At 55.9% G+C, this 26,352-nt stretch carries 25 protein-coding genes; 11 read left to right on the plus strand and 14 right to left on the minus strand.

Going from position 1 to position 26,352, the window contains the following annotated elements:
- Positions 1–41: 41 nt before the first annotated feature.
- Complete coding sequence (gene pth / locus FVB43_RS19345) at positions 42–629, minus strand: aminoacyl-tRNA hydrolase (protein WP_167864575.1); 588 nt, start codon at positions 627–629, stop codon at positions 42–44.
- A 274-nt stretch (positions 630–903) separates the two neighbouring features.
- Here pth and ychH point away from each other — a divergent pair, with 274 nt between their 5' ends.
- Positions 904–1,188, plus strand: a complete 285-nt coding sequence (gene ychH / locus FVB43_RS19350; RefSeq protein WP_133845430.1) for a stress-induced protein YchH — start codon at positions 904–906, stop codon at positions 1,186–1,188.
- 36 nt (positions 1,189–1,224) lie between these two features.
- Here the strand turns inward: ychH and FVB43_RS19355 are convergent, their stop codons facing one another.
- The gene (locus FVB43_RS19355) at positions 1,225–2,397 is read right to left on the minus strand and encodes a GGDEF domain-containing protein (protein WP_167864576.1); all 1,173 of its coding nucleotides are present in this window, start codon (positions 2,395–2,397) and stop codon (positions 1,225–1,227) included.
- A 100-nt stretch (positions 2,398–2,497) separates the two neighbouring features.
- Positions 2,498–3,955 (minus strand): MFS transporter, encoded by a 1,458-nt coding sequence (locus FVB43_RS19360; protein WP_167864577.1) that lies wholly within the window; start codon positions 3,953–3,955, stop codon positions 2,498–2,500.
- Positions 3,956–4,065: 110 nt separating this feature from the next.
- On the opposite strand from FVB43_RS19360, the gene FVB43_RS19365 reads away from it, so the two are divergent.
- Positions 4,066–4,956 carry a LysR family transcriptional regulator gene (locus tag FVB43_RS19365; protein WP_167864764.1) on the plus strand — a complete coding sequence of 297 codons (891 nt, stop codon included), beginning with the start codon at positions 4,066–4,068 and terminating at the stop codon, positions 4,954–4,956.
- Positions 4,957–5,076: 120 nt separating this feature from the next.
- On the opposite strand, the gene prs is transcribed toward FVB43_RS19365, so the two are convergent.
- From prs to lolB, 3 genes are all read right to left on the minus strand, one after another.
- Positions 5,077–6,024 (minus strand): ribose-phosphate diphosphokinase, encoded by a 948-nt coding sequence (gene prs / locus FVB43_RS19370; RefSeq protein WP_085939527.1) that lies wholly within the window; start codon positions 6,022–6,024, stop codon positions 5,077–5,079.
- Positions 6,025–6,287: 263 nt separating this feature from the next.
- Complete coding sequence (gene ispE, locus FVB43_RS19375; protein WP_133845424.1) at positions 6,288–7,145, minus strand: 4-(cytidine 5'-diphospho)-2-C-methyl-D-erythritol kinase; 858 nt, start codon at positions 7,143–7,145, stop codon at positions 6,288–6,290.
- Entirely contained in the window at positions 7,142–7,768 is a 627-nt protein-coding gene (gene lolB / locus FVB43_RS19380; RefSeq protein WP_133845422.1) for a lipoprotein insertase outer membrane protein LolB, read from the minus strand. Before lolB ends, ispE begins: the two co-directional genes overlap by 4 nt.
- 212 nt (positions 7,769–7,980) lie before the next feature.
- Here lolB and hemA point away from each other — a divergent pair, with 212 nt between their 5' ends.
- The 7 genes from hemA to FVB43_RS19415 all read left to right on the plus strand — a co-directional run bounded on the left by hemA (position 7,981) and on the right by FVB43_RS19415 (position 13,823).
- On the plus strand, positions 7,981–9,237 hold the full coding sequence (gene hemA, locus FVB43_RS19385) for a glutamyl-tRNA reductase (RefSeq protein WP_133845481.1): 1,257 nt from the start codon (positions 7,981–7,983) through the stop codon (positions 9,235–9,237).
- A 39-nt stretch (positions 9,238–9,276) separates the two neighbouring features.
- Complete coding sequence (gene prfA / locus FVB43_RS19390) at positions 9,277–10,359, plus strand: peptide chain release factor 1 (protein ID WP_167864578.1); 1,083 nt, start codon at positions 9,277–9,279, stop codon at positions 10,357–10,359.
- Positions 10,359–11,192: a peptide chain release factor N(5)-glutamine methyltransferase gene (prmC, locus tag FVB43_RS19395; RefSeq protein WP_167864579.1), complete on the plus strand. Its 834-nt coding sequence runs from the start codon at positions 10,359–10,361 to the stop codon at positions 11,190–11,192. The genes prfA and prmC overlap by 1 nt, the downstream gene beginning before the upstream one ends.
- Positions 11,193–11,204: 12 nt before the next feature.
- Positions 11,205–11,603, plus strand: coding sequence for a SirB2 family protein (locus FVB43_RS19400; RefSeq protein ID WP_133845416.1), 399 nt, complete (start codon positions 11,205–11,207; stop codon positions 11,601–11,603).
- Positions 11,600–12,409 (plus strand): invasion regulator SirB1, encoded by an 810-nt coding sequence (sirB1, locus tag FVB43_RS19405; RefSeq protein WP_133845414.1) that lies wholly within the window; start codon positions 11,600–11,602, stop codon positions 12,407–12,409. The genes FVB43_RS19400 and sirB1 overlap by 4 nt, the downstream gene beginning before the upstream one ends.
- 28 nt (positions 12,410–12,437) lie before the next feature.
- On the plus strand, positions 12,438–13,292 hold the full coding sequence (gene kdsA / locus FVB43_RS19410) for a 3-deoxy-8-phosphooctulonate synthase (protein WP_159337245.1): 855 nt from the start codon (positions 12,438–12,440) through the stop codon (positions 13,290–13,292).
- Between the two features lie 123 nt (positions 13,293–13,415).
- A complete protein-coding gene (locus tag FVB43_RS19415) occupies positions 13,416–13,823 on the plus strand; it encodes an META domain-containing protein (RefSeq protein ID WP_167864580.1) in 408 nt (135 codons plus the stop codon).
- A gap of 141 nt (positions 13,824–13,964) precedes the next feature.
- Here FVB43_RS19415 and chaA read toward each other — a convergent pair whose 3' ends face one another.
- Positions 13,965–15,056: a sodium-potassium/proton antiporter ChaA gene (gene chaA, locus FVB43_RS19420; protein ID WP_133845408.1), complete on the minus strand. Its 1,092-nt coding sequence runs from the start codon at positions 15,054–15,056 to the stop codon at positions 13,965–13,967.
- A gap of 393 nt (positions 15,057–15,449) precedes the next feature.
- On the opposite strand from chaA, the gene chaB reads away from it, so the two are divergent.
- On the plus strand, positions 15,450–15,677 hold the full coding sequence (gene chaB / locus FVB43_RS19425) for a putative cation transport regulator ChaB (RefSeq protein WP_159337243.1): 228 nt from the start codon (positions 15,450–15,452) through the stop codon (positions 15,675–15,677).
- A 42-nt stretch (positions 15,678–15,719) separates the two neighbouring features.
- Here the strand turns inward: chaB and FVB43_RS19430 are convergent, their stop codons facing one another.
- The 5 genes from FVB43_RS19430 to FVB43_RS19450 all read right to left on the minus strand — a co-directional run bounded on the left by FVB43_RS19430 (position 15,720) and on the right by FVB43_RS19450 (position 22,904).
- Positions 15,720–16,739 (minus strand): LacI family DNA-binding transcriptional regulator, encoded by a 1,020-nt coding sequence (locus FVB43_RS19430; RefSeq protein WP_133845405.1) that lies wholly within the window; start codon positions 16,737–16,739, stop codon positions 15,720–15,722.
- A gap of 28 nt (positions 16,740–16,767) precedes the next feature.
- Entirely contained in the window at positions 16,768–18,177 is a 1,410-nt protein-coding gene (locus FVB43_RS19435) for a sucrose-6-phosphate hydrolase (protein WP_167864581.1), read from the minus strand.
- Positions 18,174–19,547: a sucrose-specific PTS transporter subunit IIBC gene (locus tag FVB43_RS19440; protein ID WP_133845479.1), complete on the minus strand. Its 1,374-nt coding sequence runs from the start codon at positions 19,545–19,547 to the stop codon at positions 18,174–18,176. Before FVB43_RS19440 ends, FVB43_RS19435 begins: the two co-directional genes overlap by 4 nt.
- Before the next feature lie 32 nt (positions 19,548–19,579).
- On the minus strand, positions 19,580–21,109 hold the full coding sequence (locus tag FVB43_RS19445; protein ID WP_167864582.1) for a carbohydrate porin: 1,530 nt from the start codon (positions 21,107–21,109) through the stop codon (positions 19,580–19,582).
- 874 nt (positions 21,110–21,983) lie between these two features.
- A complete protein-coding gene (locus FVB43_RS19450) occupies positions 21,984–22,904 on the minus strand; it encodes an aminoimidazole riboside kinase (protein ID WP_133845399.1) in 921 nt (306 codons plus the stop codon).
- Between the two features lie 289 nt (positions 22,905–23,193).
- Here FVB43_RS19450 and FVB43_RS19455 point away from each other — a divergent pair, with 289 nt between their 5' ends.
- Entirely contained in the window at positions 23,194–23,871 is a 678-nt protein-coding gene (locus FVB43_RS19455; protein WP_133845397.1) for a gamma-glutamylcyclotransferase, read from the plus strand.
- A 68-nt stretch (positions 23,872–23,939) separates the two neighbouring features.
- On the opposite strand, the gene FVB43_RS19460 is transcribed toward FVB43_RS19455, so the two are convergent.
- Both FVB43_RS19460 and FVB43_RS19465 read right to left on the minus strand, forming a co-directional pair.
- A complete protein-coding gene (locus FVB43_RS19460; protein WP_167864583.1) occupies positions 23,940–25,361 on the minus strand; it encodes a serine/threonine protein kinase in 1,422 nt (473 codons plus the stop codon).
- A 34-nt stretch (positions 25,362–25,395) separates the two neighbouring features.
- Complete coding sequence (locus tag FVB43_RS19465; RefSeq protein WP_159337239.1) at positions 25,396–26,346, minus strand: hypothetical protein; 951 nt, start codon at positions 26,344–26,346, stop codon at positions 25,396–25,398.
- Positions 26,347–26,352: the final 6 nt, after the last annotated feature.

Genomic DNA, 26,352 nt, shown 5'->3' on the forward strand with positions numbered 1-26,352 from the left:
GTGGCAGACACCCCAGCGATGGCTCAATCAATAGCAACGGGTCAGACGGCTTTGTAGCTGTGCAAACGGTTCATGGCCTTCAGTTTGTCTTCTTTTAACCATACCTCAGTACAACGCGCGGCTTCATCGATAGCGTTATCAATCAGGGTCTGTTCCGCTGCCTGAGGTTTGCCCAAGACAAATCCTACCACTTTGTTACGGTCGCCCGGATGACCAATGCCAATGCGCAGACGATGGAAGTCCAGGTTGTTACCCAGTTTGCTAATAATATCTTTCAAACCGTTATGCCCTCCGTGCCCCCCTCCCTGTTTAAACTTCGCCACGCCAGGAAGCAGGTCGAGCTCGTCATGTGCCACCAGAATTTCTTCAGGGGCAATGCGATAAAAAGTGGCCATAGCCGCTACGGCTTTCCCACTGAGGTTCATAAACGTGGTGGGGACCAGCAGGCGCACATCTTCGCCACCAATATTAAGGCGTGCGGTATACCCGTAAAATTTGCTCTCTTCTTTTAACGACTGATTATGGCGATCAGCCAGCAAGTCAACATACCAGGCACCGGCATTGTGGCGTGTGGCGGCGTATTCAGCGCCGGGGTTGGCAAGGCCAACAATCAGTTTGATGCTGCTCACGAGTAGATTTTCCTGAAACGTGCGGGGTGAAAAACGGCTAGTTTACTGAAGCGGTTGCGATAACTCAAAGATCTGCGCGCATTGTGATGAAAATCACAATGATTGAGCAGGGTGATAATACGTTTTCTATATAAAAACAGTCTGTTAGTCGTAAAGTTTTGTCAAAATATAAGCGATAAATGTGATCGCAGACTCATCAGAGCAGTTAAAGATTGCCTAGACTGATCGCATCTGGCAACGGAGTTTGCCTTTTTACACTGACTGGAGGTGCGCAATGAAACGTAAACATTCACATGTACTGGGTAACACCCTGATGGTGCTGGGCCTGGTGGTCATGATTGGCGGGGTAGGTTACTCAGTGGTGAATCAAATACCGCAGTTCCACTTACCGCAGTTTATGGTGCATGGTGCACTCGGCAGTATCTTTATCGGTGCGTTGCTGTGGCTGGCGGGTGCAAGGATCAGCGGGCGTGAGAAAATTGCCGATCGCTATTACTGGGTGCGTCACTGCGGCGAAAAACGCTGCCGTCACGGTTCCAGTCAGCAGCACAATCGTTAATCCTGAATCGGAAACACACCCGGTGTGTTTCCGGATTTAACTGGCTAAAATACCCCTGACATCCTCATGATTTACGGCCCCAAAGGTTTTGACCTGGTTTCTGCCTGCGGCCTTCGCCTGATATAACGCATCATCTGCCGCCGCCATCAAGCTGTCGATAGCATCACGGTCTGGCTGGCAGCTTGCCACGCCAATGCTGACGCTATAGCTCACGTTCTCGGGGCAAGATCGCTCCACTACTTTGCGGATACGTTCGGCTACCTCCACACATTCCCTCTCTGCGCACATGACAACGGCGGCAAATTCTTCCCCGCCGAGACGCGCAAAATAGCTGTCAGCGGGTAACTGGTGCGCCACCTGTTGGCAAAAATCGGTCAGCACCCGGTCACCCTGCGAATGACCATAGCGATCGTTAATCGATTTAAAGTGGTCGAGGTCAAACAGCATCACCGATAAGGGCTGCTGGCTGCAACTCCAGCTGGCGGTCAGTTGAGCCGTTTTTTCAAACAGTGCGCGGCGATTCCAGACTCCGGTTAACGGGTCGAGCAGTGACGCCTGGCGGTAGATAATCTGCGTACGTTCATTCACCATCGCCATCATGGTAAAACTCAGGCCAATCACCACCAGGATCGACTCCAGAATGACATACACCGAGAAGGTTGAGCCGCCGATGGCACCATGTACCGGGTTAGGGATCCCGCCGTCCAGTAACACCCGCAGGATATTAAAGCCAAGGTGGATACCCAGCAGCAGCTGGGCGGGCCACCAGGTTATCGGAAGCAGGGTGCGTGAACGATGCAGTTCATACAGCATCGCCGAGGTATAGATAATACACAGCAGGCTGCTGGCCAGAATCCGCATGGGTAGCGAGGTGTAGAAAGAGGGGAACAGGCAGAGTACCGCCCATACCACCATCCCGGGCAGCCACAGCCAGCCACCTCGCGCCCCGCGCAGCGCACGGAATGCATTCAGTTGCAGGCCATAGGCGCACATGATCAGCAGATTTCCCACCACTATCGGCAGAAAGATAAAGCCTGAGCTACGCAGGCTGCTGAGGCCGACAGCGACAATGCTCAACAACAAAGAGAGACAGTTAAACCCCAGTACTCTGCTGTACTGCGCTCCGCGCCACGCGAACACCATGATAATGCTGAGAAAAGCCAGCACATAGAGTTCACAGACAAACAGCGTATAAACATCGAGTACCATTTTAGGATTATTCCTGGATAAGCTATCAGAGCAAAATATCACTAATGAATACTTACCAACAGGGGGGCTGAACCGTTACAGTAAAAAAATTAATGTGAACTCAGGAAAGTGGCCTGGGCGCAGGCACCAGACAGCGCCAGATGGCCACGGCACAAAGCAATGTCACGACCATCAGGACCAGCAGTAACTGGTGAAAAGCGGTCTCTGCCAGCGGCAGAAGATCCGGGCTGCTGACATGATAACTGGCCAACTGATGTGCTTTCTCGATCGATTTACCCTGCTGTGACAGTTGGCTAACCAGCAACTGGCTGAACAACGTACTGACGCTCGCCAGTGCGACCCCTTCACCTGCCACGCGCACGGTACTAAAGATACCGGTTGCCATCCCGGCGCGCTGCGGTGGCACCACGCTCACCGATAAATTATCCATCAATCCCCAGGGCAGACCGCTGCCGCTACCGATCATTACCATCGCCAGCAGGGTCACTGCCAGTGAGCTGTGTGGTGTTACCAGGCTGAGCAGGCCAATACCTGCTGCGGCAAGCACTAAACCCGCACAGCTCACGCTGCCAGGATGAAAGCGGCGCGTCAGCGCAACGGCAAGAGAAGGTACCACCAGCATCGGCAGCGAGATCGCCAGCATCAGCAAGCCGGTGGTCAGGGCGTCATAACCGTAGAAGCCCATAAAGCGCAGAGGCAGCAGCACCAGCAGTACCACAAAGCAGTAGCAGGTGGCGACGGGCAGCAGCTGTACGCCGATAAACCGGCCGTAGCGGAACAGGCTCAGGTCAAGCATCGGGTGTGCGCTGCGGCGTTCTATCCAGACAAACAGCAGCGCCACGACCAGCGAAGCCAGCAGCAATCCTGTTGCCAGCGGACCCGCACCGCTGTCAGCCACCTGTAACATTCCCCAGGTAAACAGAGTGAGCGTGGTGCTGAAGCTGATAATCCCCGACCAGTCCAGCGCACTGGCGTCCGGGTTGCGTGATTCTGGCAGGGTACGCATACCGATAACGAGCGCCAGCACGCCAAAAAGCGCGCAGCAAAGAAAGACGCTGTGCCAGCCGGCGATGGACATCAGCATACCGGCAATCACCGGGCCAGCCGCCAGACCTACGCCAAAGCTGGTGCCCAGCAGACTGAATGCCCGCGCGCGTTCGGCCCCGTCAAAGGCATTCGCCAGCGCGGCACCGCCGCCAGCCAGCGCCGCCGCTGCCGCTGCGCCCTGTAGAGCACGTACCACGTCCAGCCAGACGATGGAGGGCACCCAGCCGGTCAGCAACGACAGCATAGTAAAAACGCTGACGCCGCTGATAAACAGGCGTTTACGGCCATAACGGTCGGCCAGTGCACCTGCCGCCATCAGCAGACTGCCAAAGCTGAGCAGGAACGCGTTGGTGATCCAGCTCAGTGCCAGCGCCGATCCGCCTGTTTGCAGGGCAATGGCCGGGGTGGCGATCACCCCGGCAGAAAAACTCAGGGGCAACATCAGTGCAGCGCTGCACACCGCCAGAATGCTCCAGCGGCTGCTTTGTGCCGTCAGTGTCAGGGAACTCATGGGTAACTCTCCGCTTTCTTCCAGTGAAGAAGCAGGATAAATTGGCGTTACCGGGTGATAAACAGGCCGAATGGCCGCAGATAAAGGACATAAAGTCGCGAATGAGCAGCGTGGAAAGTTTGAGTGGGCTCAATGCATTTGTGAAAGCCGCCCAGCTTGGCAGCTTTGTCGCGGCCGCAGAGCGGCTGAGCGTCTCGGCATCGGCCATCGGGAAAAGCGTTGCGCGGCTGGAGGCCAGCCTCGGGGTGAGTCTGTTTAATCGCAGCACACGAAGCCTGAGCCTGACAGAAGAAGGCCTGCTGTTTTTTGAACGCAGCCAGCGCATTGTGATGGAGCTGGAAGAGGCGGAGCAGGAGCTGTCAAGGCTGATGGCGGCCCCGCGCGGGCGGCTGCGTCTGAGTTTTCCCGCGATTGGTTATCGTTTGCTCCTGCCGCTGTTGCCGGGTTTCACCGCCCGTTATCCTGAAATTGAGCTGGATCTCGACTTTAACGATCGGCTGGTGGATGTTATCGGGGAAGGGTATGACGCGGTTCTGCGCAGTGGCGAGTTTGCCGATTCACGGCTGAAGGCGCGACGGCTGGGCGGTTTTCGCTTTCGTCTGGTGGGCGCAACAGACTATTTCGCACGACACGGCGTGCCGCAGGGGCCGGAAGACCTGGCGCAACATGCCTGCCTGCTGTATCGCTTTTCCGGCAACAGTCAGCTTCAGCCCTGGCAGTTTGACGGTGCTGACGATCGCACACTCTCGCTGGCCGGGCCGCTGGTGTTTAATAATCTTGAGGCGCAGATCTCGGCCGCGCGCCGGGGGCTGGGGCTGATCTACGTACCGGATTTTGCAGTGACGGAATACCTGGAGAGCGGGGAGCTGCAAAGCGTGCTGGATGAACACATCAGCGCAGGAGGGCAGTTTTCGCTGCTCTGGCCGGGGAACCGGCATCTGCTGCCTAAATTACGGGTACTGATTGACTATCTGGCAGAGCATATTGCATTGAGCAAATAAAAAAGGGACAGGCGTTAACCTGTCCCTCTTATGCAGCATGGCCTGACGGGGCCGACCGAAAAAAAAGGTCAGCCCCTACACCTGTTAACTGTAGGGGCTGCCCGCCAGGTCACGCCACGATCAATGCTCAAACATCGCAGAAATAGACTCTTCGTTGCTGATGCGACGGATCGCTTCAGCCAGCATGCCTGACAGCGTCAGGGTACGCACGTTTGGCAGGGCTTTGATCTCTTCTGGCAGCGGAATGGTATCGCACACTACGACTTCATCAATCACCGAGTTACGCAGGTTTTCGACCGCGTTACCGGAGAAGATAGGGTGAGTCGCATAGGCGAATACGCGTTTAGCGCCACGTTCTTTCAGCGCTTCAGCGGCTTTACACAGCGTGCCACCGGTATCGATCATATCGTCAACCAGCACACAGTCACGGCCAGCAACATCACCGATGATGTGCATCACCTGAGAGACGTTGGCGCGTGGACGGCGTTTGTCGATGATGGCCATATCGGTATCGTTCAGCAGTTTAGCAATAGCACGTGCACGAACCACACCACCGATGTCCGGAGAAACCACAATCGGGTTCACCAGGCCAATCTGCAGCATATCTTCGAGCAGGATCGGGCTACCAAATACGTTATCAACCGGGACGTCAAAGAAACCCTGAATCTGTTCAGCATGCAGATCCACAGTCAAAACGCGGTCAACACCAACGCTGGAGAGAAAATCGGCAACCACTTTGGCAGTAATAGGGACACGGGCGGAGCGCACGCGGCGGTCCTGACGTGCATAACCAAAGTAAGGAATAACCGCAGTAATACGACCCGCGGAAGCACGACGCAGGGCATCTACCATCACAACCAGTTCCATCAGGTTGTCATTGGTGGGGGCACAGGTGGACTGGATGATGAAAATATCACCACCGCGTACATTTTCGTTAATTTGTACGCTCACTTCACCATCACTGAAACGACCGACGGCGGCGTCGCCCAGGCTGGTGTAAAGGCGGTTGGCAATACGTTGTGCTAGTTCCGGGGTGGCGTTACCAGCAAAAAGCTTCATATCAGGCACGAGAAGAACCTCAGGCTTTGCGTCCAGAGAATGAAATACCATAAATCGCACTGGGCGGTATACGACTTATGCTTTCATACGGGTGTCTTAACCCTGTGTTCTTGACGCCGTAGCGGCGTTGGCTGCATGTATTCATCCCGGTGACTTACTCAAGTAAGCTCCCGGGGACTCATCCACTTGCCGCCTTGCCACAGCGCCAATAGCTTGGGTTATATCAGAGCAGTGGTGCAGCGTCTGGAACAGGTGACACTGTCACATCAACTCTATTGCTCTGAAAGGGTGCGGTGCAGTGGCGAAACGTTAACGCCTCGCGCAACAAACCCCTGCAACCCTTTCGGAGCCAGCTCAAGCACCTGTCTTGCGGCGTACTCGGTGTCAAATTCTGCAAACACACAAGCACCCGTTCCAGTCAGGCGCGACGGCGCGTATTCTAGCAGCCAGGAAACGAGCTGTTCAACCTCGCGAAAACGATTTCTTACTGCTGCCTCACAATCATTGCGGAATTCGGCTGCTAATAAGGCGCTGATTTCCCTTTTTGGCGTGTTTCTGGTCAATTCAGGATCGTTAAATACCACGGGTGTCGCAACGCTGACACCAGGATGCATCACCAGATACCATTTTTCTGGTGGCGAAACCGGTGTCAGTTGTTCACCCACCCCCTCAGCGAAGGCAGAAAATCCGCGCACAAAGACAGGCACGTCGGCACCGAGTTGCAGGCCAAGCTCGGCCAGTTGTTCAAAACTGAAGCCGGTTTGCCATAAATGATTGAGTGCCACCAGTACGGTGGCGGCGTTGGAGGAGCCTCCGCCCAGTCCACCGCCCATGGGTAACCGCTTCTCTACCGCCAGGGTCGCCCCTGCGCTGGCGGGCAGCACGCCCTGATCGAGCGCCCGTTCGCGCAGCAGTTGCGCGGCACGGACGATCAGGTTCTGTTCATCAGGCACGCCATCGACGGGTGTCAGCAGACGCAATTCACCCTGACTGTTGGTTTCAATCTTCAGCGTGTCACCATAATCCAGAAACTGAAACAGCGTCTGGAGGTCATGGTAGCCGTCAGCGCGGCGGCCGGTGATGTAGAGAAACAGATTCAGTTTTGCCGGGGCAGGCCATGTTGTGATCATTTTACAGTCCAGCTATCCATTTTCAGCTTAATACGCTGGTCGCCTTCACGCAGTTCGAGGTTCGACGGTAGCGGTGGATTCTGTTTACTGTCGTAGCCCTGATAGGTCACTTTCCACTGTTTACCGTCCTGGCTGTAGTTCACTTCACGCAGACGATACTGGTCATCCAGGGTGAAATCGGTGGCATCACCCGGCAAGCCAAGGATCCACTGGCGCAGGTTATCCAGAGGAATACTCATGCCCGTGAGCTGAGAAATCATTTTAGCCGCATCGTTGCTGACATAGCGCTTGCCTTTATTGTCAACGATCTGTGCAACTTGTCCTTGCTGGTCAAGCTGCAGCTCTGTGCTGCCCAGGGGATTGGTCAACAGCAGGCGATAGCGATCCGCTGCTGTCTGTTGCCAGTTGTAGCGGGCATAGACTTTTTGCCGATCGGAAAGGTAGGCAAAGGCGCCACGCGTCTGGTACTGAGTGATTTTTTCCACCGCCTGCTGATGGTCACGCCATTGCGGGGACGTCGGGCTTTGGCCCGGAGTTTGCGCTGGTTCGTTAAGAACACACCCGGTTAGCAGCAGGGCGGCAAGGGGAAGAAGCCGCAGCAGGCGGCGATTCGACGATAACATGTTCAGGTCAGCTCCTAAGACTCAGTTCGCAATCAACCGCCCACGCTAACCAGCTAAAACGGCGGCGTCAATGCTCAAATTGTCTCATTTGACCCGCAAGAGGTATATCTTGTTACAGGGATAGGCGAAGCATGGCTTTTATTGATCTCGCTCATCTTGTAGAATGCGCCACACAAAACCCTGACAACTGTGGGATTAACCCAACCTGCACCATGACGTTACTGGCTCTCGGCATCAATCACAAAACGGCACCTGTGTCTCTGCGCGAACGCGTGACGTTCTCGCCGGATCAGCTGGAACAGGCGCTCACTAGCCTGTTGGCGCAGCCGCTGGTTCAGGGCGGCGTTGTGCTGTCTACCTGTAACCGTACCGAGTTGTATCTGAGCGTCGAACAGCAGGAAAACCTGCAGGAACAGCTGGTGACCTGGCTCTGTGATTACCACAAGCTCAGCGTCGATGAAGTGCGTAAAAGCCTCTACTGGCATCATGATAACGATGCCGTCAGCCACCTGATGCGCGTCGCCAGCGGGCTGGATTCCCTGGTGCTGGGCGAACCTCAAATTCTTGGTCAGGTCAAAAAGGCGTTTGCTGATTCCCAGCGCGGCCACTCGCTTTCCAGCGAACTGGAGCGTATGTTCCAGAAATCGTTCTCCGTGGCCAAACGCGTGCGTACCGAAACCGAAATCGGTGCCAGTGCCGTCTCCGTGGCATTTGCTGCCTGCACGCTGGCACGCCAGATCTTCGAGTCCCTCTCCACGGTTAACGTGCTGCTGGTGGGCGCGGGTGAAACCATTGAACTGGCTGCCCGCCATCTGCATCAGCATAAGGTGAAGAAGTTGATGATCGCCAACCGTACCCGCGAACGTGCACAAGCGCTGGCGGATGAGGTCGGGGCTGAAGTCATCAGCCTGCCGGAAATCGATTCCCGTCTGGCGGAAGCCGACATCATTATCAGTTCTACAGCCAGCCCGCTGCCGATTATCGGTAAGGGGATGGTGGAGCGTGCGCTTAAACAGCGCCGTAATCAGCCTATGCTGCTGGTGGATATTGCCGTACCGCGTGACGTGGAGCCGGAAGTGGGTAAATTGCCCAATGCCTATCTCTATAGCGTTGATGACCTGCAGGCGATTATTGAAAGCAATATGGCCCAGCGCCAGGCGGCGGCCGTGCAGGCTGAAACTATCGTGGTGCAGGAAAGCAGCGAGTTTATGTCCTGGCTACGGGCCCAGAGCGCCGTTGAGACTATCCGCGATTACCGCTCACAGGCGGAACAGGTGCGTGCTGAACTGGAAGCGCGTGCCATAGCGGCCCTGCAACAGGGAGGCAACGCTGAAGAGGTGTTGCGCGACCTGGCCCATAAGCTGACCAACCGTTTGATCCACGCTCCTACCAAATCTCTTCAGCAGGCCGCACGCGACGGCGATGGCGAACGCCTGCAAATTTTACGCGACAGCCTCGGGCTGGATTAGCGTTTCAAGCCTCTTTTCTTACAAGGTAAAAGACTACGAATGAAGCCTTCTATTGTTGCTAAACTGGAAGCCTTGCAGGAGCGCCACGAAGAAGTGGAGGCGATGCTGGGCGATGCCGGAGTGATTGCCGATCAGGAACGTTTTCGTGCACTCTCCCGCGAATATGCCCAGCTTACCGACGTCAGCCAGTGTTTCCGTCAGTGGCAGCAGACCCAGGAAGATATCGAAACCGCTGAAATGATGCTCAGTGACCTGGAAATGCGTGAGATGGCTCAGGAAGAGCTGAAAGAAGCCCGTGCCGCCAGTGACGTGCTGGAGCAACAGTTACAGGTGTTGCTGTTGCCGAAAGATCCGGATGACGAACGTAACTGCTATCTGGAAGTGCGTGCCGGAACCGGTGGTGATGAAGCCGCTATTTTCGCCGGCGATCTGTTCCGTATGTACAGCCGTTATGCGGAGTCAAAACGCTGGAAAGTGGAAGTGATGAGCGCTAACGAAGGCGAACATGGCGGTTATAAAGAGATCATCGCCAAAGTGATCGGCGATGGCGCCTATGGCCGCCTGAAGTTCGAATCTGGCGGCCACCGCGTGCAACGTGTGCCGGAGACGGAGTCACAGGGGCGCATCCACACCTCAGCCTGTACGGTTGCGGTGATGCCCGAACTGCCGGAAGCCGAACTGCCGGATATCAATCCGTCTGATTTAAAAATCGATACGTTCCGCTCCTCCGGGGCTGGTGGTCAGCACGTTAACACCACCGATTCCGCTATCCGTATTACCCACTTGCCCACCGGTATCGTGGTCGAGTGCCAGGACGAACGTTCACAGCATAAAAACAAAGCGAAAGCGTTGGGCGTGCTGGGTTCGCGTATCCGTGCTGCCGAAATGGCACATCGTCAACAGGAAGAGTCCTCCACCCGCCGTAACTTGCTTGGCACTGGCGACCGCTCTGACCGTAACCGTACCTATAACTTCCCGCAGGGCCGCATTACTGACCACCGTATCAACCTGACCATTTACCGTCTGGATGACGCAATGGAAGGGAAGCTGGATGCGCTGATTGAACCTGTGGTTCAGGAGTACCAGGCGGATCAGCTGGCCGCACTCGCCGGGCAGGATTAATGCAGATCCGTGTCTGGCTGCGTAACGCGGTCGCTCAGTTGCCGGACAGTGACAGCCCGAAACGCGATGCTGAAATTCTGCTGGGGAAAGTGCTCGGTAAATCCCGCGCCTGGTTGATCGCCTTTGACGATGCCACGCTGGATGACGCGCAGCTTGCGCAGCTGGATGCGCTGCTGGAACGCCGTGCCGCTGGGGAGCCAGTGGCATACCTGACAGGGGAACGTGAGTTCTGGTCTCTGTCGCTGACGGTATCGCCCGACACGTTGATCCCCCGCCCGGATAGCGAGGTGCTGGTAGAGCAGGCGCTCGCGCGTCTGCCTGCTGAGCCTTGCAAGGTGTTGGATCTCGGCACCGGCACCGGGGCGATTGCCCTGGCGCTGGCCAGCGAACGCCCCCATTGCCAGGTCACAGGCGTGGATCGTATTGCTGCCGCAGTGGCACTGGCACAGCACAATGCCAGCAAGCTGGCGCTGGCTAATACCGGTTTTTTGCAAAGCCACTGGTTTTCCGCCCTCGAAGGACAACAGTTTGCGCTGATTGTCAGTAATCCCCCCTACATTGATGCCGATGACCACCATCTTTCACAGGGCGACGTGCGTTTTGAACCCGCCAGTGCGCTGGTGGCAGGCGATCATGGCCTGGCCGATATCCGAATCATTGCCGCAGAAGCAGGGCGCTATTTACAGGATAATGGCTGGTTATTACTGGAACACGGCTGGCAGCAGGGCGAAGACGTCAGGAAAATTTTGCGCGAAAACAGCTTCCACGCAGTGGAAACCTGTCAGGATTATGGCGGCAATGACCGCGTAACCGTCGGGCAAAGACAAGGATAATAAGGAATTTATATGGCTGCCTGGTACTTCCCGCTAAAACATTTTCATCTGTTAACCGTGGCGATCACTGCACTGATGTTTGTGCTGCGCTTCTACTGGTACCAGACCCATTCTTCGATGCTGCAACGCCGCTGGGTGCGCATCGTACCTCATCTGAATGACACGCTCTTATTACTGTCGGGTGGGTTACTGGTCGCCATAACGCATTTTTACCCGTTCAGCCCACAAGGTGTCTGGCTGACTGAGAAGCTTTTTGGCGTTATTATCTATATCGCGCTGGGTTTTATTGCCCTCGGACGCCGTCCGCGCGCACAAAAAATACGCTGGATAGCGTTTATTGTGGCGTTAATCGCCCTTGTGGTCATCGTGAAACTTGCCACAACTAAAATGCCACTGCTGGGGTTTGTATGACGTCTATCGCTGATTTTGATTTTACCGCCGGAACGCTGAGTGACGCGGTGATTACTGCATCGCTCGCGGTCCGTCGCGACTTTCCGGCTGATGATGTCAGAGCGCGCTTAGCGGCGCTGGTTGCCGAAGCACGAGCTGAAATTCCGTCAGAACTTGCCGCGGATTTACAGGTTGAGCAATTGATCGCCCTGTTCTGGGGCCGCTGGGGTTTTGGCGGCGCGAGCGGGGTTTATCGGTTGTCTGATACGCTGTGGCTGGACAATGTATTGCGAACCCGTCAGGGCACCGCTGTGTCGCTGGGCGTCATTTTTTTGCACATTGCGGATCAGCTCGACCTGCCGATGATGCCCGTGATTTTTCCGACACAGCTGATTCTGCGAGCCGACTGGATCGATGAAGATATGTGGCTCATCAACCCCTTTGATGGTGAAACGCTGGATGAACACCAGCTGGAAGTGTGGCTTCAGGGCAATATCGGGCCAGGGACCGAACTGTATGATGACGATCTGCAGGAAGCCGAGCCGCTGATGGTGCTGCGCAAAATGCTCGACACTCTGAAATCCGCGCTGATGGATGAGAAACAGATGGAGATGGCGCTGCACGTCAGCCAGGTGCTGGTGCAGATGGACCCGGAAGACCCGTATGAAATCCGCGATCGCGGTCTGATTTTTGCCCAGCTAGAGTGCGAACATGTGGCCCTCAATGATTTAACGTATTTTGTTGAGCAGTGCCCCGAAGACCCGATCAGCGAGATGATTAAAGTCCAGATCCACTCAATTGAACAGAAACAGATTACCCTTCACTAACTGAAGTGAACTCTATAAAGGCGAAGACATGAAACAAAAAGTGGTTAACATTGGTGATATCAAGGTCGCTAACGATCTGCCGTTCGTCCTGTTTGGTGGTATGAACGTGCTGGAGTCGCGTGATTTGGCGATGCGCATTTGTGAGCACTACGTCACTGTGACCCAGAAACTGGGCATTCCTTATGTGTTCAAAGCCTCATTTGATAAAGCTAACCGCTCTTCCATTCATTCGTATCGTGGCCCGGGCCTGGAAGAAGGCATGAAAATCTTCCAGGAAATCAAACAGGCTTTCGGCGTGAAAATTATCACCGACGTCCATGAAGCCAGCCAGGCGCAGGCCGTGGCCGATGTGGTGGATGTGATTCAGTTACCGGCCTTCCTCGCACGTCAGACCGACCTGGTTGAAGCGATGGCGAAAACCGGTGCGGTGATCAACGTGAAGAAACCTCAGTTCGTCAGCCCAGGCCAGATGGGCAACATCGTTGATAAATTCGCTGAAGGCGGCAACGAAAAAGTGATCCTGTGCGATCGCGGTGCTAACTTCGGTTATGACAACCTGGTGGTCGACATGCTGGGCTTCAATGTGATGAAGCAGGTCTCTAACGGTAGCCCGGTGATCTTCGACGTGACCCACGCATTGCAGTGCCGTGACCCGATGGGCAGTGCGTCCAGTGGTCGTCGCGCGCAGGTATCTGAGCTGGCACGTGCGGGTATGGCAGTGGGTATTGCTGGTCTGTTTATTGAAGCCCACCCGGACCCGGCAAACGCTAAGTGCGACGGCCCGTCTGCACTGCCGCTGGATAAACTGGAGCCTTTCCTGGTTCAGATGAAAGCGATTGATGATTTGGTGAAAAGCTTCGCTGAACTCGATACCAGCAACTAAGTTTGTTTGATCCTCAAAACGAGCCAGAAAACTGGCTCGTTTTCTCTGCGCAGTTATTCTTCAACCCGCCTGAATCTACAGTGTTTTTGACCTACAATGGAAAGTACATAAAAAGGAGTTCCTATGAAAAAAACGTTTGTTTTGCTATTGGGTGCGATTGCGCTCAATGGTTGCAGCCAGACCCCACACTCTGAAGCCGGACAGTTAGCAAACCGTCTGTTTGCGCTCAGTGCTGTTGATGGTCAGAGCGTAAAATCTCATGAAGGGATGAAACCGGGGATTGGATTTAATGACAGTCTCCGGGTCAGCGGTGTGATGTGTAATCGTTTCTTCGGGCAGGGGCATCTGGAGCAGGGGCGACTGACTGTACCCATGCTGGCCTCGACGAAAATGATGTGCAGCGACCCACAGCTCAACCAGTGGGAACAGACGTTATCGGTGGTGCTGACGAAAGGGGCAGAGGTGAAATTGACTGAGCAAACGCTGACGCTGACGGGAAGTGGTCATAAGCTGGAATATACCGCGCAGTAACGCGGACCTGACCCGTGTTGCACACCATCAGCACGGGTCGACCGTAAAAAAGGTCGACCCCTACAGGAATGACAGACCGTCTGCTCACTCACCGCTTTTCTGTTCCGGTCGGCCAGCACAGCACGGTCTACCCGCGCAAATTTACAGCATTATCGTCATCAGATAGGCAATGAATAACGCCAGATGGGCGGCGCCATTCAACACATTCGTGCGTCCGGTCGAAAACGAAATCTGACACAGTAACAGCGCGGCAATCATCACCACCATCTGCGGTGGTTCAAGGCCAAAGATCAGCTGCTGCCCTGTCAGGGTCGCTATCAGCGTCACCGCAGGCACTGTCAGTGAAATTGTCGCCAGCACGGACCCGAAGAACAGGTTCATTGCGCGCTGCACCTGGTTCGCCAGCACCGCTTTAATTGCCCCCAATCCTTCAGGTGAGAGGATCAGTAACGCCACCAGGAAGCCGGTGAACTGTTCCGGTGCTTTCACCTCGGTCAGCAATGACTCCAGCGTATTCGCATTCATCTTAGTGACGGCAATCACCGCGACCAGATGCACCAGCAACCAGACGGTGTGCCAGGTGCTGGAATGCGCCGATGGCTTGCCATGATGCGGATCATCGCCTTCATCTTCATGCTCATAAACAAACAGACTCTGATGTGTTTTGGTCTGGATCAGCAGGAATACCCAGTACATAGCGGCTGAAATCCCGGAAACCAGCAGCGCCTGTCCAATGGAAAAGTTACCGCCGGGCAGGGCATTCGGAAACACCAGTACAATAATGCCAAGCGGAAAAATCGCGATAAGATACTGTTTGACCCCGGCCAGATTCACATACTGCGTGGCGAATTTACGCCCCCCCAGCAACAGGGCAAAGCCCACCAGGCCACAGGTCACAATCATAATGATGGAGTAGAGGGTATCGCGCATCAGTGCCGGGGCAGCGTCGCCGGTCGCCATCAGCGCGGATATCAGACTCACTTCAAGAATAACAACGGAAAGGCTCAGGATCAGCGAGCCGTAAGGTTCGCCCAGACGATGTGCCAGTACGTCCGCATGACGTACCACGCTGAAGGCGCTGCTGAGGATGGCAACAAGGGCTATCAGGTTAATGCCGATGACCAGTGGCAGGGAATCTGTAGTGCCCCAGAACCACAAAATAATCAGAGCGATGACAGGGAAGGTAAGGGAATACTCGGTGTGGCGGGTTTTACTGCTCTCGTGCGCACTCATAGGCAAACGCTCCTTATCTGTATCCTGTTGGCCTGAAGTTGGCGAGGATCGCCACAGGCCTATTAAACATAGTCTGACAATATGAAAGACAAGTGGCGAAAGTATAACCTTTTTTTGCACAGGCCTTTAAGATATTTACGCGGTTTTACGGTTTGGCTTAATAATTATCTCGTAGCGTGTATTTGTTGCTGTTTAGATTCTATCTCAATGAAAGTACGCTGAGTTTATTATCCCCATAAAATTTTTAAGGGCATTAAGGGAGCATTATTGTATGCGATCATAGGGTAAATAATGCATTTTGTAGCGATATCTTCTTAATGGGCTGTAAAGACCCTGCTGGAAAAATATTCTGCTTGTACCAGGCTTATCAGAGGCCCTGAAAAGAGATAAAACATGCCCTATAATAATCGCAGTGCGTTACCCGACAGCGTCAGACATGTTCTGCCTGCGCATGCCCAGGATATCTATCTGGAAGCCTTTAACAGCGCCTGGGAGCAGTATAAAGATAAAGAGGACAGGCGCGGCGATGACTCACGTGAAGAGGTGGCGCATAAAGTCGCGTGGGCGGCTGTGAAGCACCAGTATCAGAAGGGGGATGACGACAAGTGGCATAAGAAATGACCAGGCGTTGCATCGATGAGGTGAACGCCCGGGAGGTATGGCTTAGCCTGCAGCGGTTGCACGCCGCCATTTCAGGCGCGCCGGCAGCCAGCGTTGGGTGACCTCCGGCGTCTGCTCGTCAATAAGCTGCGTCACCATCTCAAAACAGTTCCAGGCCAGCAGCCGCTCATCCTGAGCTACGGTATCAATACGTACTGATAATGCATCATACAGATAGTGGTCGTCGAAGCTGCTGAGGTGCATCGGCGTGTTCAGCAAGTCATGCTGGCTGAGGTAGCGCAGTACGCCTTCCTGAAGCCCGCAGGCGGCACAGAACAGCGCCTGAGGCACACGTCCCAGCCGTGAATAGAGTTCTGCAAATAACTCATAGCCAGAGCTGGCATGATAATGACCGTGCATAATCCATTCCGGTTTCACCTCGACTCCCGCACGCTCCAGCCCGAGACGGAACCCGGCCAGGCGATCGCGGGTGGGAGAAATGCGCGGCTGGCCACCAAAGAAATAAATCTCGTCATACCCTTCGCGTGCGACCGCTTCCATCAGCGTGGCGGTGGGGCCGGTCGCATCGGTGATCACCAGCGGCAGCGTCGACTCGCCCAGATGACGGTCAAAAAGCACCACTGGCAGCTGCTGGTTAATTTTCTGGTACTCGGTATCGTTTAGCTGACTTGAGGCGACAATCAGGGCGTCGACCTGGCGCTGGATCAGGTTATTGACCGCCAGCGTTTCCTGGCTGGCATTTTCTGCCGTGCAGGCGATCAGCAGCTGTAAACCTGCATCACGGCACAGCATCTCGAGTTCGTGAGAGAAACGGGCAAACCCCTGGTTGGTCATTTCCGGTACGACCAGCCCGATGGTGTTGCTGCGGGCAGAGTTGAGGGCGCGTGCGTGGATACTTGGCTGATAATGCTGCTGACGGGCGATCTCCAGCACGCGTTCACGTGTCGCTTCGGCCACGCGCAGCTCTTTCCCACGGCCATTGAGGACCAGACTGGCGGTAGATTTAGAAACGCCCGCCAGCCGGGCAATATCGTTAATCGTGATACGTTTGTTTTTAGTCACAGTGGCTTACGTGTGAGGGCTCATCGGCTTATTCTATCATGCATTGCTGCAAGCTCCAGTGACGCAGCCCGATCTCTCCCGTGCCACTAAAATGCAACTCAGGGTTTGCGGACGGGAAATAGCGTGACGACATGACGGCTTCCCCCTCGTTAATGAAGATTTCTACGCTGGAGCGATCGCACATCAAGCGCAGCGTACGCACCTCACCCCGCCAGTGACGTTCTTCGGATTCACCGCTGCGCAGATTGTTGCGCCGCAGCGTCACGCCCTGAGCATGGATCGCCAGGTGTAATTCCCCCGCGAAATCAAGTTCACAGGCGCCGCTAACGGTCAGCGCCAGCTCGGCGCTGTTAACGGGCAGGGCAGGCAGCGTTTCCGCGCTGCCCGTACACTGGGTCTCTTCACCGCGCAGCTGTTGCAGTTCACGGGCGGGCTGCTGATACAACCGGTCACCTTGTAGCGTCAGCTCACGCGGACAGGTCATGATATGCATCCAGCCATTTGCCTGTGTGGGCTGGAAGAACTCATCGCCGTCAGGGATCCCCATCCAGCCAATCAGCAGACGGCGACCGTCGTCGCTGAGGCAGGTTTGCGGTGCGTAAAACTCAAACCCCAGGTCAAGCTCGTGGAACTCATCATGACGGAACTGATGGGTGTTGTAGTCGAAGGAACCGCAGAAATAGCCACTCTGGAAGGTATTGCGCCAGCGCCACTCTTCAGACGGCAGCCCCTGCGGGCAAACCACCAGCACGCTGCGGCCATCCAGTTCAAACAGGTCAGGGCACTCCCACATATAGCCGAACTCGCCCAGCCCGTTCACGTGGCTTCCGGCAATTTCACCCAGCGATGTCCACTGATGCAGATCGGGGGAACGGAACAGCAGAACCTTGCCCTGCAACGCCAGATCCTGTGCACCCAGCACCATGTACCACAGGCCGTCGTGCTGCCAGACTTTCGGGTCACGGACGTGGCCAGTGTAGCCTTCCGGTAAGGCCAGCACCGGGCCATGCTTATGGAATTCACCCTGTTCGTCACGCGTGGCCAGGCACTGCCAGGCGGTGCGGCTGCCATCGTCAAACTTGACGTTTCCGGTGTAGAGCAGCGTCATCACCCCCTGGTTATCGACCGCGCTGCCGGAGTAACAGCCGTGGCTTTCATAGGATTCGGAAGGCGCCAGCGCCAGCGGTTCATGCCGCCAGTTGACCAAATCCGCCGAACTCCACTGGCCCCAGAACTTGGCGCCATGCGCGCAGGCCAGTGGGTTCCACTGATAGCACAGCACGTAGCGCTGATTGAAGTGGATAAATCCGTTCGGGTCGTTCATTAACCCGACCGGCGGGGCAAGATGCCACGCCGGACGATGATGATCGGCTGCCGCACGCTGCTGGCCGGAGAGGACCGCCCGCAACGCCTGTTTGAGCAGGTGGGCTTCACTCATGCTTTCACCTCAAATTTGATTTTCAACAGCAGTGACAGGACAAACGCCGTGCCGAAGGCGATAACCATGCCGATGAGATAATTGAGCATTGAACTGGCCTGCACAATCGCCATGCCAGGCAGTGCGGTTAGCCCTACGGCGGTCATATTCACGTGCATCGTCACGACCCAGGCACCGCCGAGCGCGCCACCCACCAGTCCGGCGATAAACGGTTTAATATAGCGCAGATTCACCCCGAAAATGGCGGCCTCGGTAATGCCCAGCATCGCCGAAAAAGCGGAGGGCAGTACGATACTGCGCACTTTGATATCACGGGTTTTAAACCACACCGCCAGGCAGGCCCCTCCCTGCGCCACGTTCGCCATGGACCAGATCGGTAACAGGAAATTGACGCCAATCGACGGGTTGCCGAGTAATCCGGCCTCGATGGCATGGAAACTGTGGTGGATGCCGGTGATGACAATCACCGAATAAAGACCACCAAACAGCAATCCGGCCAGCCAGCCCGCATGGGCGATCAGCGTACTGAGAACCAGTGAAATGCCATCCCCGAGCATACGTCCTGCCGGGCCGATGATCAGCAGGGCGATAAAGCCGGAGATAATCACGGTCAGGAACGGGGTCAGGATAATATCCAGCGCATCCGGGATCACCCGACGCAGCCGCTTCTCGCAGTGGCTCATAAACCACACGGCCAGCAGCACCGGGAACACCGTTCCCTGATAGCCGATCATCGCAATTTCCAGCCCAAAGAAATTCATGGTATGGAAACCGCTGGCCACGCCCCAGGCATTGGTCAGCGCCGGGTGCGTGAGGATGCCACCCAGCGTGGCACCCAGATAGGGGTTGCCGCCAAACTCACGGGCGGCGGTAAAGCCGATCAGGATGGGCAGAATGATAAAGGCTGCCGAGCTGCACATATCCAGCATGATAAACAGCGCGCTACCGGCATCTACCCAGCCGTAGGTTTTCACCATCCCCAGCAGGCCCATCAGCAGGCCTGAAGCGACGATCGCCGGAATAATCGGCACAAAAATATTCGATAATACCCGGGCAATCCGCTGGAAGGGATTCAGCTTCTGTGCCGCGATATCGGCCGCTTCGCTCTTGCTGGACTCGTTAATCCCGGCTTCCTTCACAAAAGCGGCGTGGACTTTGTTGACGATGCCGCTGCCGAAGATCACCTGCATCTGCCCGGCGTTGCGGAAGCAGCCTTTGACCCCTTCCAGCGCCTCAATGGCGTCTTTCTGCACTAACTCATCATCGACCATCACCAGCCGCAGACGCGTGGCGCAGTGCGCGGCGCTGGCAATATTTTCCCGACCACCGAGTAACGGCAGCAGTTCCCGGGCAATTTTTTCAAAATCCATCATGTCACCTTTTATTTATTGTGATGAGGTCATCAGAACCAGGTTTCCATCTGCACACCGAAGTTCCATTCGCCGCCTGCGCTGAAGCCGCTGCTGCCGAATGAATCGTCGCTGGCATAGCGATCAAGCGAGCTGTTCCAGTCCATCCAGCTGGCGAAGAGGCGGATCTCCGGACGGGTAAAGAAATCACCGATATCAGCCACTTTAAAGGTGGGGGCAACGGTGAGTTTCCAGAAACTGCCGGATACTGCCTGACGATCTTTATAGCCTTGCGGATCGAGGTCCATATACTGATAGCTGCCTTCGTAAGCGAGGGCAAAGTTTTGGTTAATCTCCTGGATCAAACGCGCATTGAGCGTGGCCCAGCGATAGTGGTCACCGGCGGCATAACGATCGCTGCTGGTTTGCGCCAGCACGGCCGGGGCAAAACTCCATGTTTTATTCAGCGGCGTGACGCCGTAGCTGGCGAGGCGCCAGGTTTCTGCCTGCTGGGTCAGATTGCCGTCAGAGCCGATGCCTTTCACTTCGGCCCCGAGCCCGCGACCATACAGCAGGGCGGTTTTCGCCGATCCTTCGCGCAGGCCCCAGAAACTGTCGTTGTGCAGTGCCAGCATAGCGTGAACACCGCTGTCACCGGCATTGTCATTCTCGCGGCTCGGATTCAGGCGCTCATCGTTATCTTTTGCCCGCAGCCCGCTGACCATCAGCTGGAATGGACCGGCAAAGTTATTGCTGGTGACAATGTAGTTCTGAATGGTGTTATCAATCGCTTCAATATCGCCGAAATTACGCCCGTACAGCGAGAAGTTACTCTTCAGGCCATCTGCCCACTGGACGTCATAGATCCCGCCCCCGGTGCCGGCAAGGAACACCACATCCGAGTCAAGCCAGTGAATATCGAAGTTATCGCGGTCAAAGCGTTTACCCGCCCACAGCGTGCTCTGGTCAAACACACCGGTGAATTCCGGTAAATTGCCCAGTTCAACAAACGCCTGACGAATGTTCAGTTCGCTGGTACTGCCTGTCCAGTCGTTATAATCCCGCTGACCGTCGGCCAGCATCGCTTTGAAGCGGGTGGTGGCACCGTTGGCAAGCTGCTGCTTGTGTTCAAAGTTCAGCTCAACGTAGGTGTTGTTTTCGTTACCCAGTCGCCCAACGGCACCGCCCGTGTCCCCGGCGGGTGTCAGGTAGGGGCCACTTTGCGTTCCCGCTGCGGAATCATTCATGATCAGACCAGAACGTGCATAGCCGTGGAATTCGAAACCGTCAGCGAAATTGCTGGTGCTGGTGGTCGCGGCGGTGGTGGCAGGAGCGGGGGCGCTGGCCGCTACAGGCAGGGCGGCGGGCTGTTTCTGTTGCTGTGTTTCCAGTCGGACGATTTTTTTCTCTGCTGTCTCGGCACGATTTTCCGCGATCGTGGCACGATCTTCGGCTTTTTGCAGACGCTGCTCCATTGCCATCAGTCGCTCTTCCAGGCTGGTCAACGTGGGTGCGGCGAAGCTGAATGTCGGTACGGCTAAAGCGAGGCCAATGGCGGTCGCCAGAATACGAGGTTTGATCATTTGCACGGTTCCCAGTGTGATTGTTTTGTTTTTTTTGCTAAACCGGTTCGATGCAGAGAGTAAGCGAAGCGGATTGCGAATTTCAATCACATTGGCTAACCCGGTTTAGGAAGTGTGATCGGGTTGGCAGTTTAGCGTGTGTTGGTGGGGGGCCTGGGCAGGCGGGGTTAAGGTCAAGGTCAATGTTTTAAGGTCAACGTCAACGTCTTAAGGTCAAGGGCATTTCGCTTTCCCGCTACGCGGGCTGAGCGACCCAGGGCGGCCAGTCGCCGCCGCCCTGGGAACCCGGGCTTGCGGCAGGCGCATCGCCCGCTTTCAGCGGGTGCCCTCAGTCAAGCGGTTTTCCTGCCGGACCGGGCGTGACGGGACATCCCTGTCCCGGCTCACCCTCTCGCCGACGTCCTGTCGGCTCGTCCTGGAAATCCGCTCTCCTTCGGCGAGGCTTAATTGCCGCTCAAAAGGTCAAAATCAAAAGAAAAACCCAACACAGACAAAACAAAAAACCTTTCTGGGCTTTTAGTCATTTTGGTTTTTTTAATATTTGGGGTTTGACCTGGGTTTTGATGTTGAGGCGGCAATTAAGCTGCGCTGAGGAAGTGATGTGAACCAGGATGAACCGCCAGGACGGCGGTGAAAGCTCGGGCCGGCACAGGGAGGTGCCGTCACGAGCGGTCCGTCGGTGAACGGAGCTTGCGAAGGCACCCGCTGGAAGCGGGCGCAGCGCCTGCCGCAAGCCCGGGGTCAAGGGGCGGCGGCGACTGGCCGCCCCTTGTCGCTCAGCCCGCGCAGCGGGAAAGCGAAACGCCCTTGACCTTAAGACCTTGACCTTAAGACCTTGACCTTAAGACCTTGACGTTGCCTTTCAGGTTGCCCGCTAAAATTTCATAAGATCACCAGCATAAGGCAGGGCGGTCATCGCCCCTTTGGCGGTCGTCGCCGCCGCACCACTGCGCTGTGCCTGTTGAATGGCATCATCAAGCCGCTCAGGTACCAGCGGATGCGCTTCGGTCGCCAGCGCAGCCAACAGCCCGGCGACAAACGCGTCGCCCGCACCGGTGGTATCCACCACCTCAACACGCGGGGCAGCCACGTGTTGAACAGACCCGGCCTGCCACAGGTACACACCCTGGCTGCCGCAGGTCACCAGCAGCAGTGAAGGTTGATACTGTAGAGTGAAGCGATCGATGCCAGCCGCCATGTCGCGACACGTCGTCAGGGCGCAAAGCTCATCTTCTGACAGCTTGATAATATCGGCCAGCGCGAAGGCATCGGCCAGTACAGCGGCCATTTCCAGAGGGTCTGACCATAAATCATCGCGTAGATTCGGATCGAAACTGACCCATCCTCCAGCCATTTTTATCGCGCGCATCGCCTGCATCGCCGCGCTGCGTGAGGGTTCTGCACTCAGGGCGATGGAGCATAAATGCAGTCCTTCACCGGCATGGAAAGGAGGCAAACGGTCGGCACTGAGAAACAGGTCAGCCGCAGGACGCACCATAAACGTAAACTGGCGTTCTCCCTCAGCATCCAGACTGACCAGTACCGTCGAGGTACGCTGACCCGGGGCGCGGTACATCCAGTCGATATTCACGTTTTCATGGTGCAGGGTCTGTTGCAGGAATTCACCAAAGGGGTCATCGCCAACGCAGCCGATAAAGGCGCTGTGGCCGCCAAGGCGGGCAATACCCACGGCCACATTGGCAGGGGCACCGCCGGGGCACTTCAGCAAATGTGTTTCCCCCTCGGGCAGGAGGTCTACTACCGCATCGCCCAGTACCCAAATTTTCTTGCTCATTGTCATTATCCTGAAGTGGTTATCTGACGAAAAGCTAAACTGGTTTAGCAAAAAAATCAAAATTCTTTTATCGTTTTGACGAGGGTTGGGTGAGAGAAGGCGTAAAGATTTTCCTCTGGCTGCCGATCACCTTAAGTGAAACTTTTTTCTTTTGTGATCGCCTTCAAACTTGATTGCGTACGCGGAAATGCATAAGGTCGTTAGTAGCATTCAGATGTTGCTGAAAACGAGACAATTCACGGAAGCAGTCAGGACAGCGTGGACGTCAAGCCAGGGTGTTGGAGGTGCAATGTTAACAAGAGATTTCCTGTTACAGGCCGATTGTAAAACGGCTTTTGGCGATATCGAAGAGTCATTGTTGTGGACCAGTGAACAACGGGCTGCTTCGCTGGCGGCGGCGCTTGCCTGTCGCCCCGATCATAGCCCGGTATGGATTTTTGGCTACGGCTCCCTGATGTGGAACCCGGTATTTGAAGCGGATGAAGTCGCTGCCGGTACGCTGAAAGGCTGGCACCGGGCGTTCTGTCTGCGGCTGACCGCCGGGCGCGGCACCGCCAGCCAGCCAGGACGTATGCTGGCGCTGAAAGAGGGCGGCCAAACCACCGGACTGGCATTCTGCCTGCCCGAGGAAAAGCTGCACGAAGAGCTGGAACTGCTGTGGAAGCGTGAGATGATCACCGGCTGTTATCTGCCGACCTGGTGTGACATGGCGCTGGATGACGGGCGCACGGTAACCGCACTGGTGTTTGTGATGGACCCGCGTCACGCTCTGTATGAGCCGGACTCCTGCCCGAAAACCATCGCGCCTTTGATCGCACAAGCGAAAGGGCCATTGGGTACCAACGCGCAGTATCTGTTTTCGCTGGAAACAGAGCTGAAGCAGCGGGGGATGCATGACGATTGTCTGACAGATCTGGTGCAGCGTGTGCGTGAATTACAGCAGTGCCACAATGGATTGGTGGGATAACCGCATCGCGATGACCCACACGGAATAACGTCAAACGTGCATCCCGTGTGGGCATCGATCTCGCAGAACTAGCGGCCCGGGTTAATTAACCAGGTGCCTGCATGATCAATCTTCAACTGCTGACTGTGAACACCGGTTGATGTACGCACTTCCAGATGATAATCCCCCGCCGCCAGGTTCAACGACGCGTAACCGCTGTTGTTAGGCTTGACCTCCATCACGCTGCCGTTCAGCAGCAGAGAGTCGTTACCGCTCAGCTTCAGGTAGACGGTTGCCATTGCCGGCGCGCTGGCGACAGGTGTTTGCACGGTGGCGGTAACGCTGCCGGTGGTATTGCTGGCGGCAGCAGAATGCTCGGGTGCCACATTATCACCACGATTCAGTCCCCACACCAGGGCCGCTACCGCGATGACCGCCAGACCGCTGAGTAACATCAACGGCCGCGACAGGCGTTTAGCCACGCGCGGTGCCATAACCGGCTCCATGGTGCCCGCAGCAGGATTAACCGCCAGCGCAACGGGTTCGGGGTCGGGTAACTGTGGCGGCTCTTCTTGCGGTACCACCACGTTACTCACCAGTTCACCCATTTCACTCACCGGAGAATCGAGCAGGGCGGCCAGGTCATCAATGGACTGCGGACGCTGTTGCGGGTCCATCTGTAACGCCTGGTCAATCGCATTGAGCAGCGACAGGGAGTAGCCTTCCGGGCGTAATGTGCTGAGCGGCTGGTAGTGATCTTCGATGCAGCGCACCACGCTGACCGGCGGCGGATTGCCCGTAATCAGCGTATGCAGCACGGCGCCCAGCGCATAGATATCGGTCCAGGGACCCTGATCGCTGTCGCCTTCTTCGCTGTACTGTTCAATCGGCGCATAACCCGGTTTCAGCATAATCTCCGTTTCATCGGAAAGGTTACCGATCTCTTTGCGCGCCGAACCGAAGTCGAGCAAGACCGGCAGTTGATTTTCCTGAATCTGAATATTATCCAGCGAGATATCACGGTGCAGATAACCAGCACGGTGGAGGGTATTGATGGCACCGAACAGCGGCGGGAGCAGATGGCGTATCCATGCCTCGTTAATGCTTTCCGGGCTGCCCTGTTGCCACTCTTTCAGCGTCATCCCACTGTAAAACAGCGTCCCCATATACGCGGTGCCGTTCTCTTCCCAGAAACGCAGGACGTGCAGCAGTCCCGGGTGATTAAACCGTGCCAGCAGACGTGCTTCCTGGATAAAACTGTTCAGTCCGGCGTTAAATAAGCGCTGGTAGCGTTCGCCGCGCAGCTGGATGGCGAGATCGTCGTTGCGGCTGGCCAGTGACACCGGCAGATACTCTTTGATCGCAATCGTCCGTTCCAGCAGGTGATCCCAGGCGCGGTACACAATGCCGAAACCGCCGCCACCGATCACTTCCTTGATTTCAAACTCATTAAAACGGTAGCCCGCCGGGAGGGCGTTCGGGACATTTTTTTGTTGTTCGTTTGCCGACATAGTGAAACGCTCCTGGCGTCCTGATAAACGGGGTTTAGTTAACGGTGCGCCAGGCGCCAATCGCCGGGTCGGCCAGGTCGGCGTGCAGGTCATCCACCAACAGCACGTTCACTTTCACACCTGCGTCGATGATGCCTGACCAGGTTTTGCGTACGGCATCCACCGTTGCTTTCAATGCAGCCCCATCGCTGGCCTGCGCTTTGTCCATTTTCACCAACAGCGCACCATCAAATGACCACACATGCAGGTTATTATTAAAGGGCAGCACCAGCCAGCTGTTAGGGGCATCGCGCCGTGCCAGCACCAGGCGCTGGTTATTCACTGCCACCACATCCAGGGAGTCTGGCTTCGGATGCAGATGCGTCAGCGGATAGCCCTGATAGAAACTGACGGCCAGCGGTTCGCGCGAGTTACCCTGAGCCAGCGTCAGTGTACTCGAGCCTTCCAGCCAGCCTTCGGTAGAGCAATTCATCGTTTTATCGTCAGGGATAAACAGCGACTGGCCGTTATCATCCCACCAGGTACGGAAATGGCAGCCGCCGGGAAGATCGAAATGCTGCAACGGCTCGGCGTTAGCCGGCTGCGAGAGATCGAGTGGCGAGGCATTACTGGCCGTTGCCGTCGCGGTGGCATCCGCGGTGACAATCGGGCGCCAGCTCTGCTCTTTTGCCGCCGTGCCGGTCGCCAAAACCGTGCCTTTACCATTGGTCATCTGCCAGGGCAGTTCCAGCAGTTTGCCACATTGATTTTGCAGTAAATTTCCCACGCGCGGTAAGAAGCTGGTCAGCACGCCCGATTCGGTACTTTTACCGGAAACGATGCGCAGGTTAAGCGTCTCCTGGCACCATGCCGCAGGCGTGTTGCTGGTCACATTATCGATAAACACTTCCAGCTCAAGGCTGGGGGAATAGACCACTCGATAGTCTGCCGCCTGGGCCGTGGTGGCGAACAACAGAGTCAATGTAGCTGGCAACCAAAATTTCATAGCATT

This window comes from Erwinia rhapontici, assembly GCF_012271765.1.
In the GTDB taxonomy this organism is placed as follows: domain Bacteria; phylum Pseudomonadota; class Gammaproteobacteria; order Enterobacterales; family Enterobacteriaceae; genus Erwinia; species Erwinia rhapontici.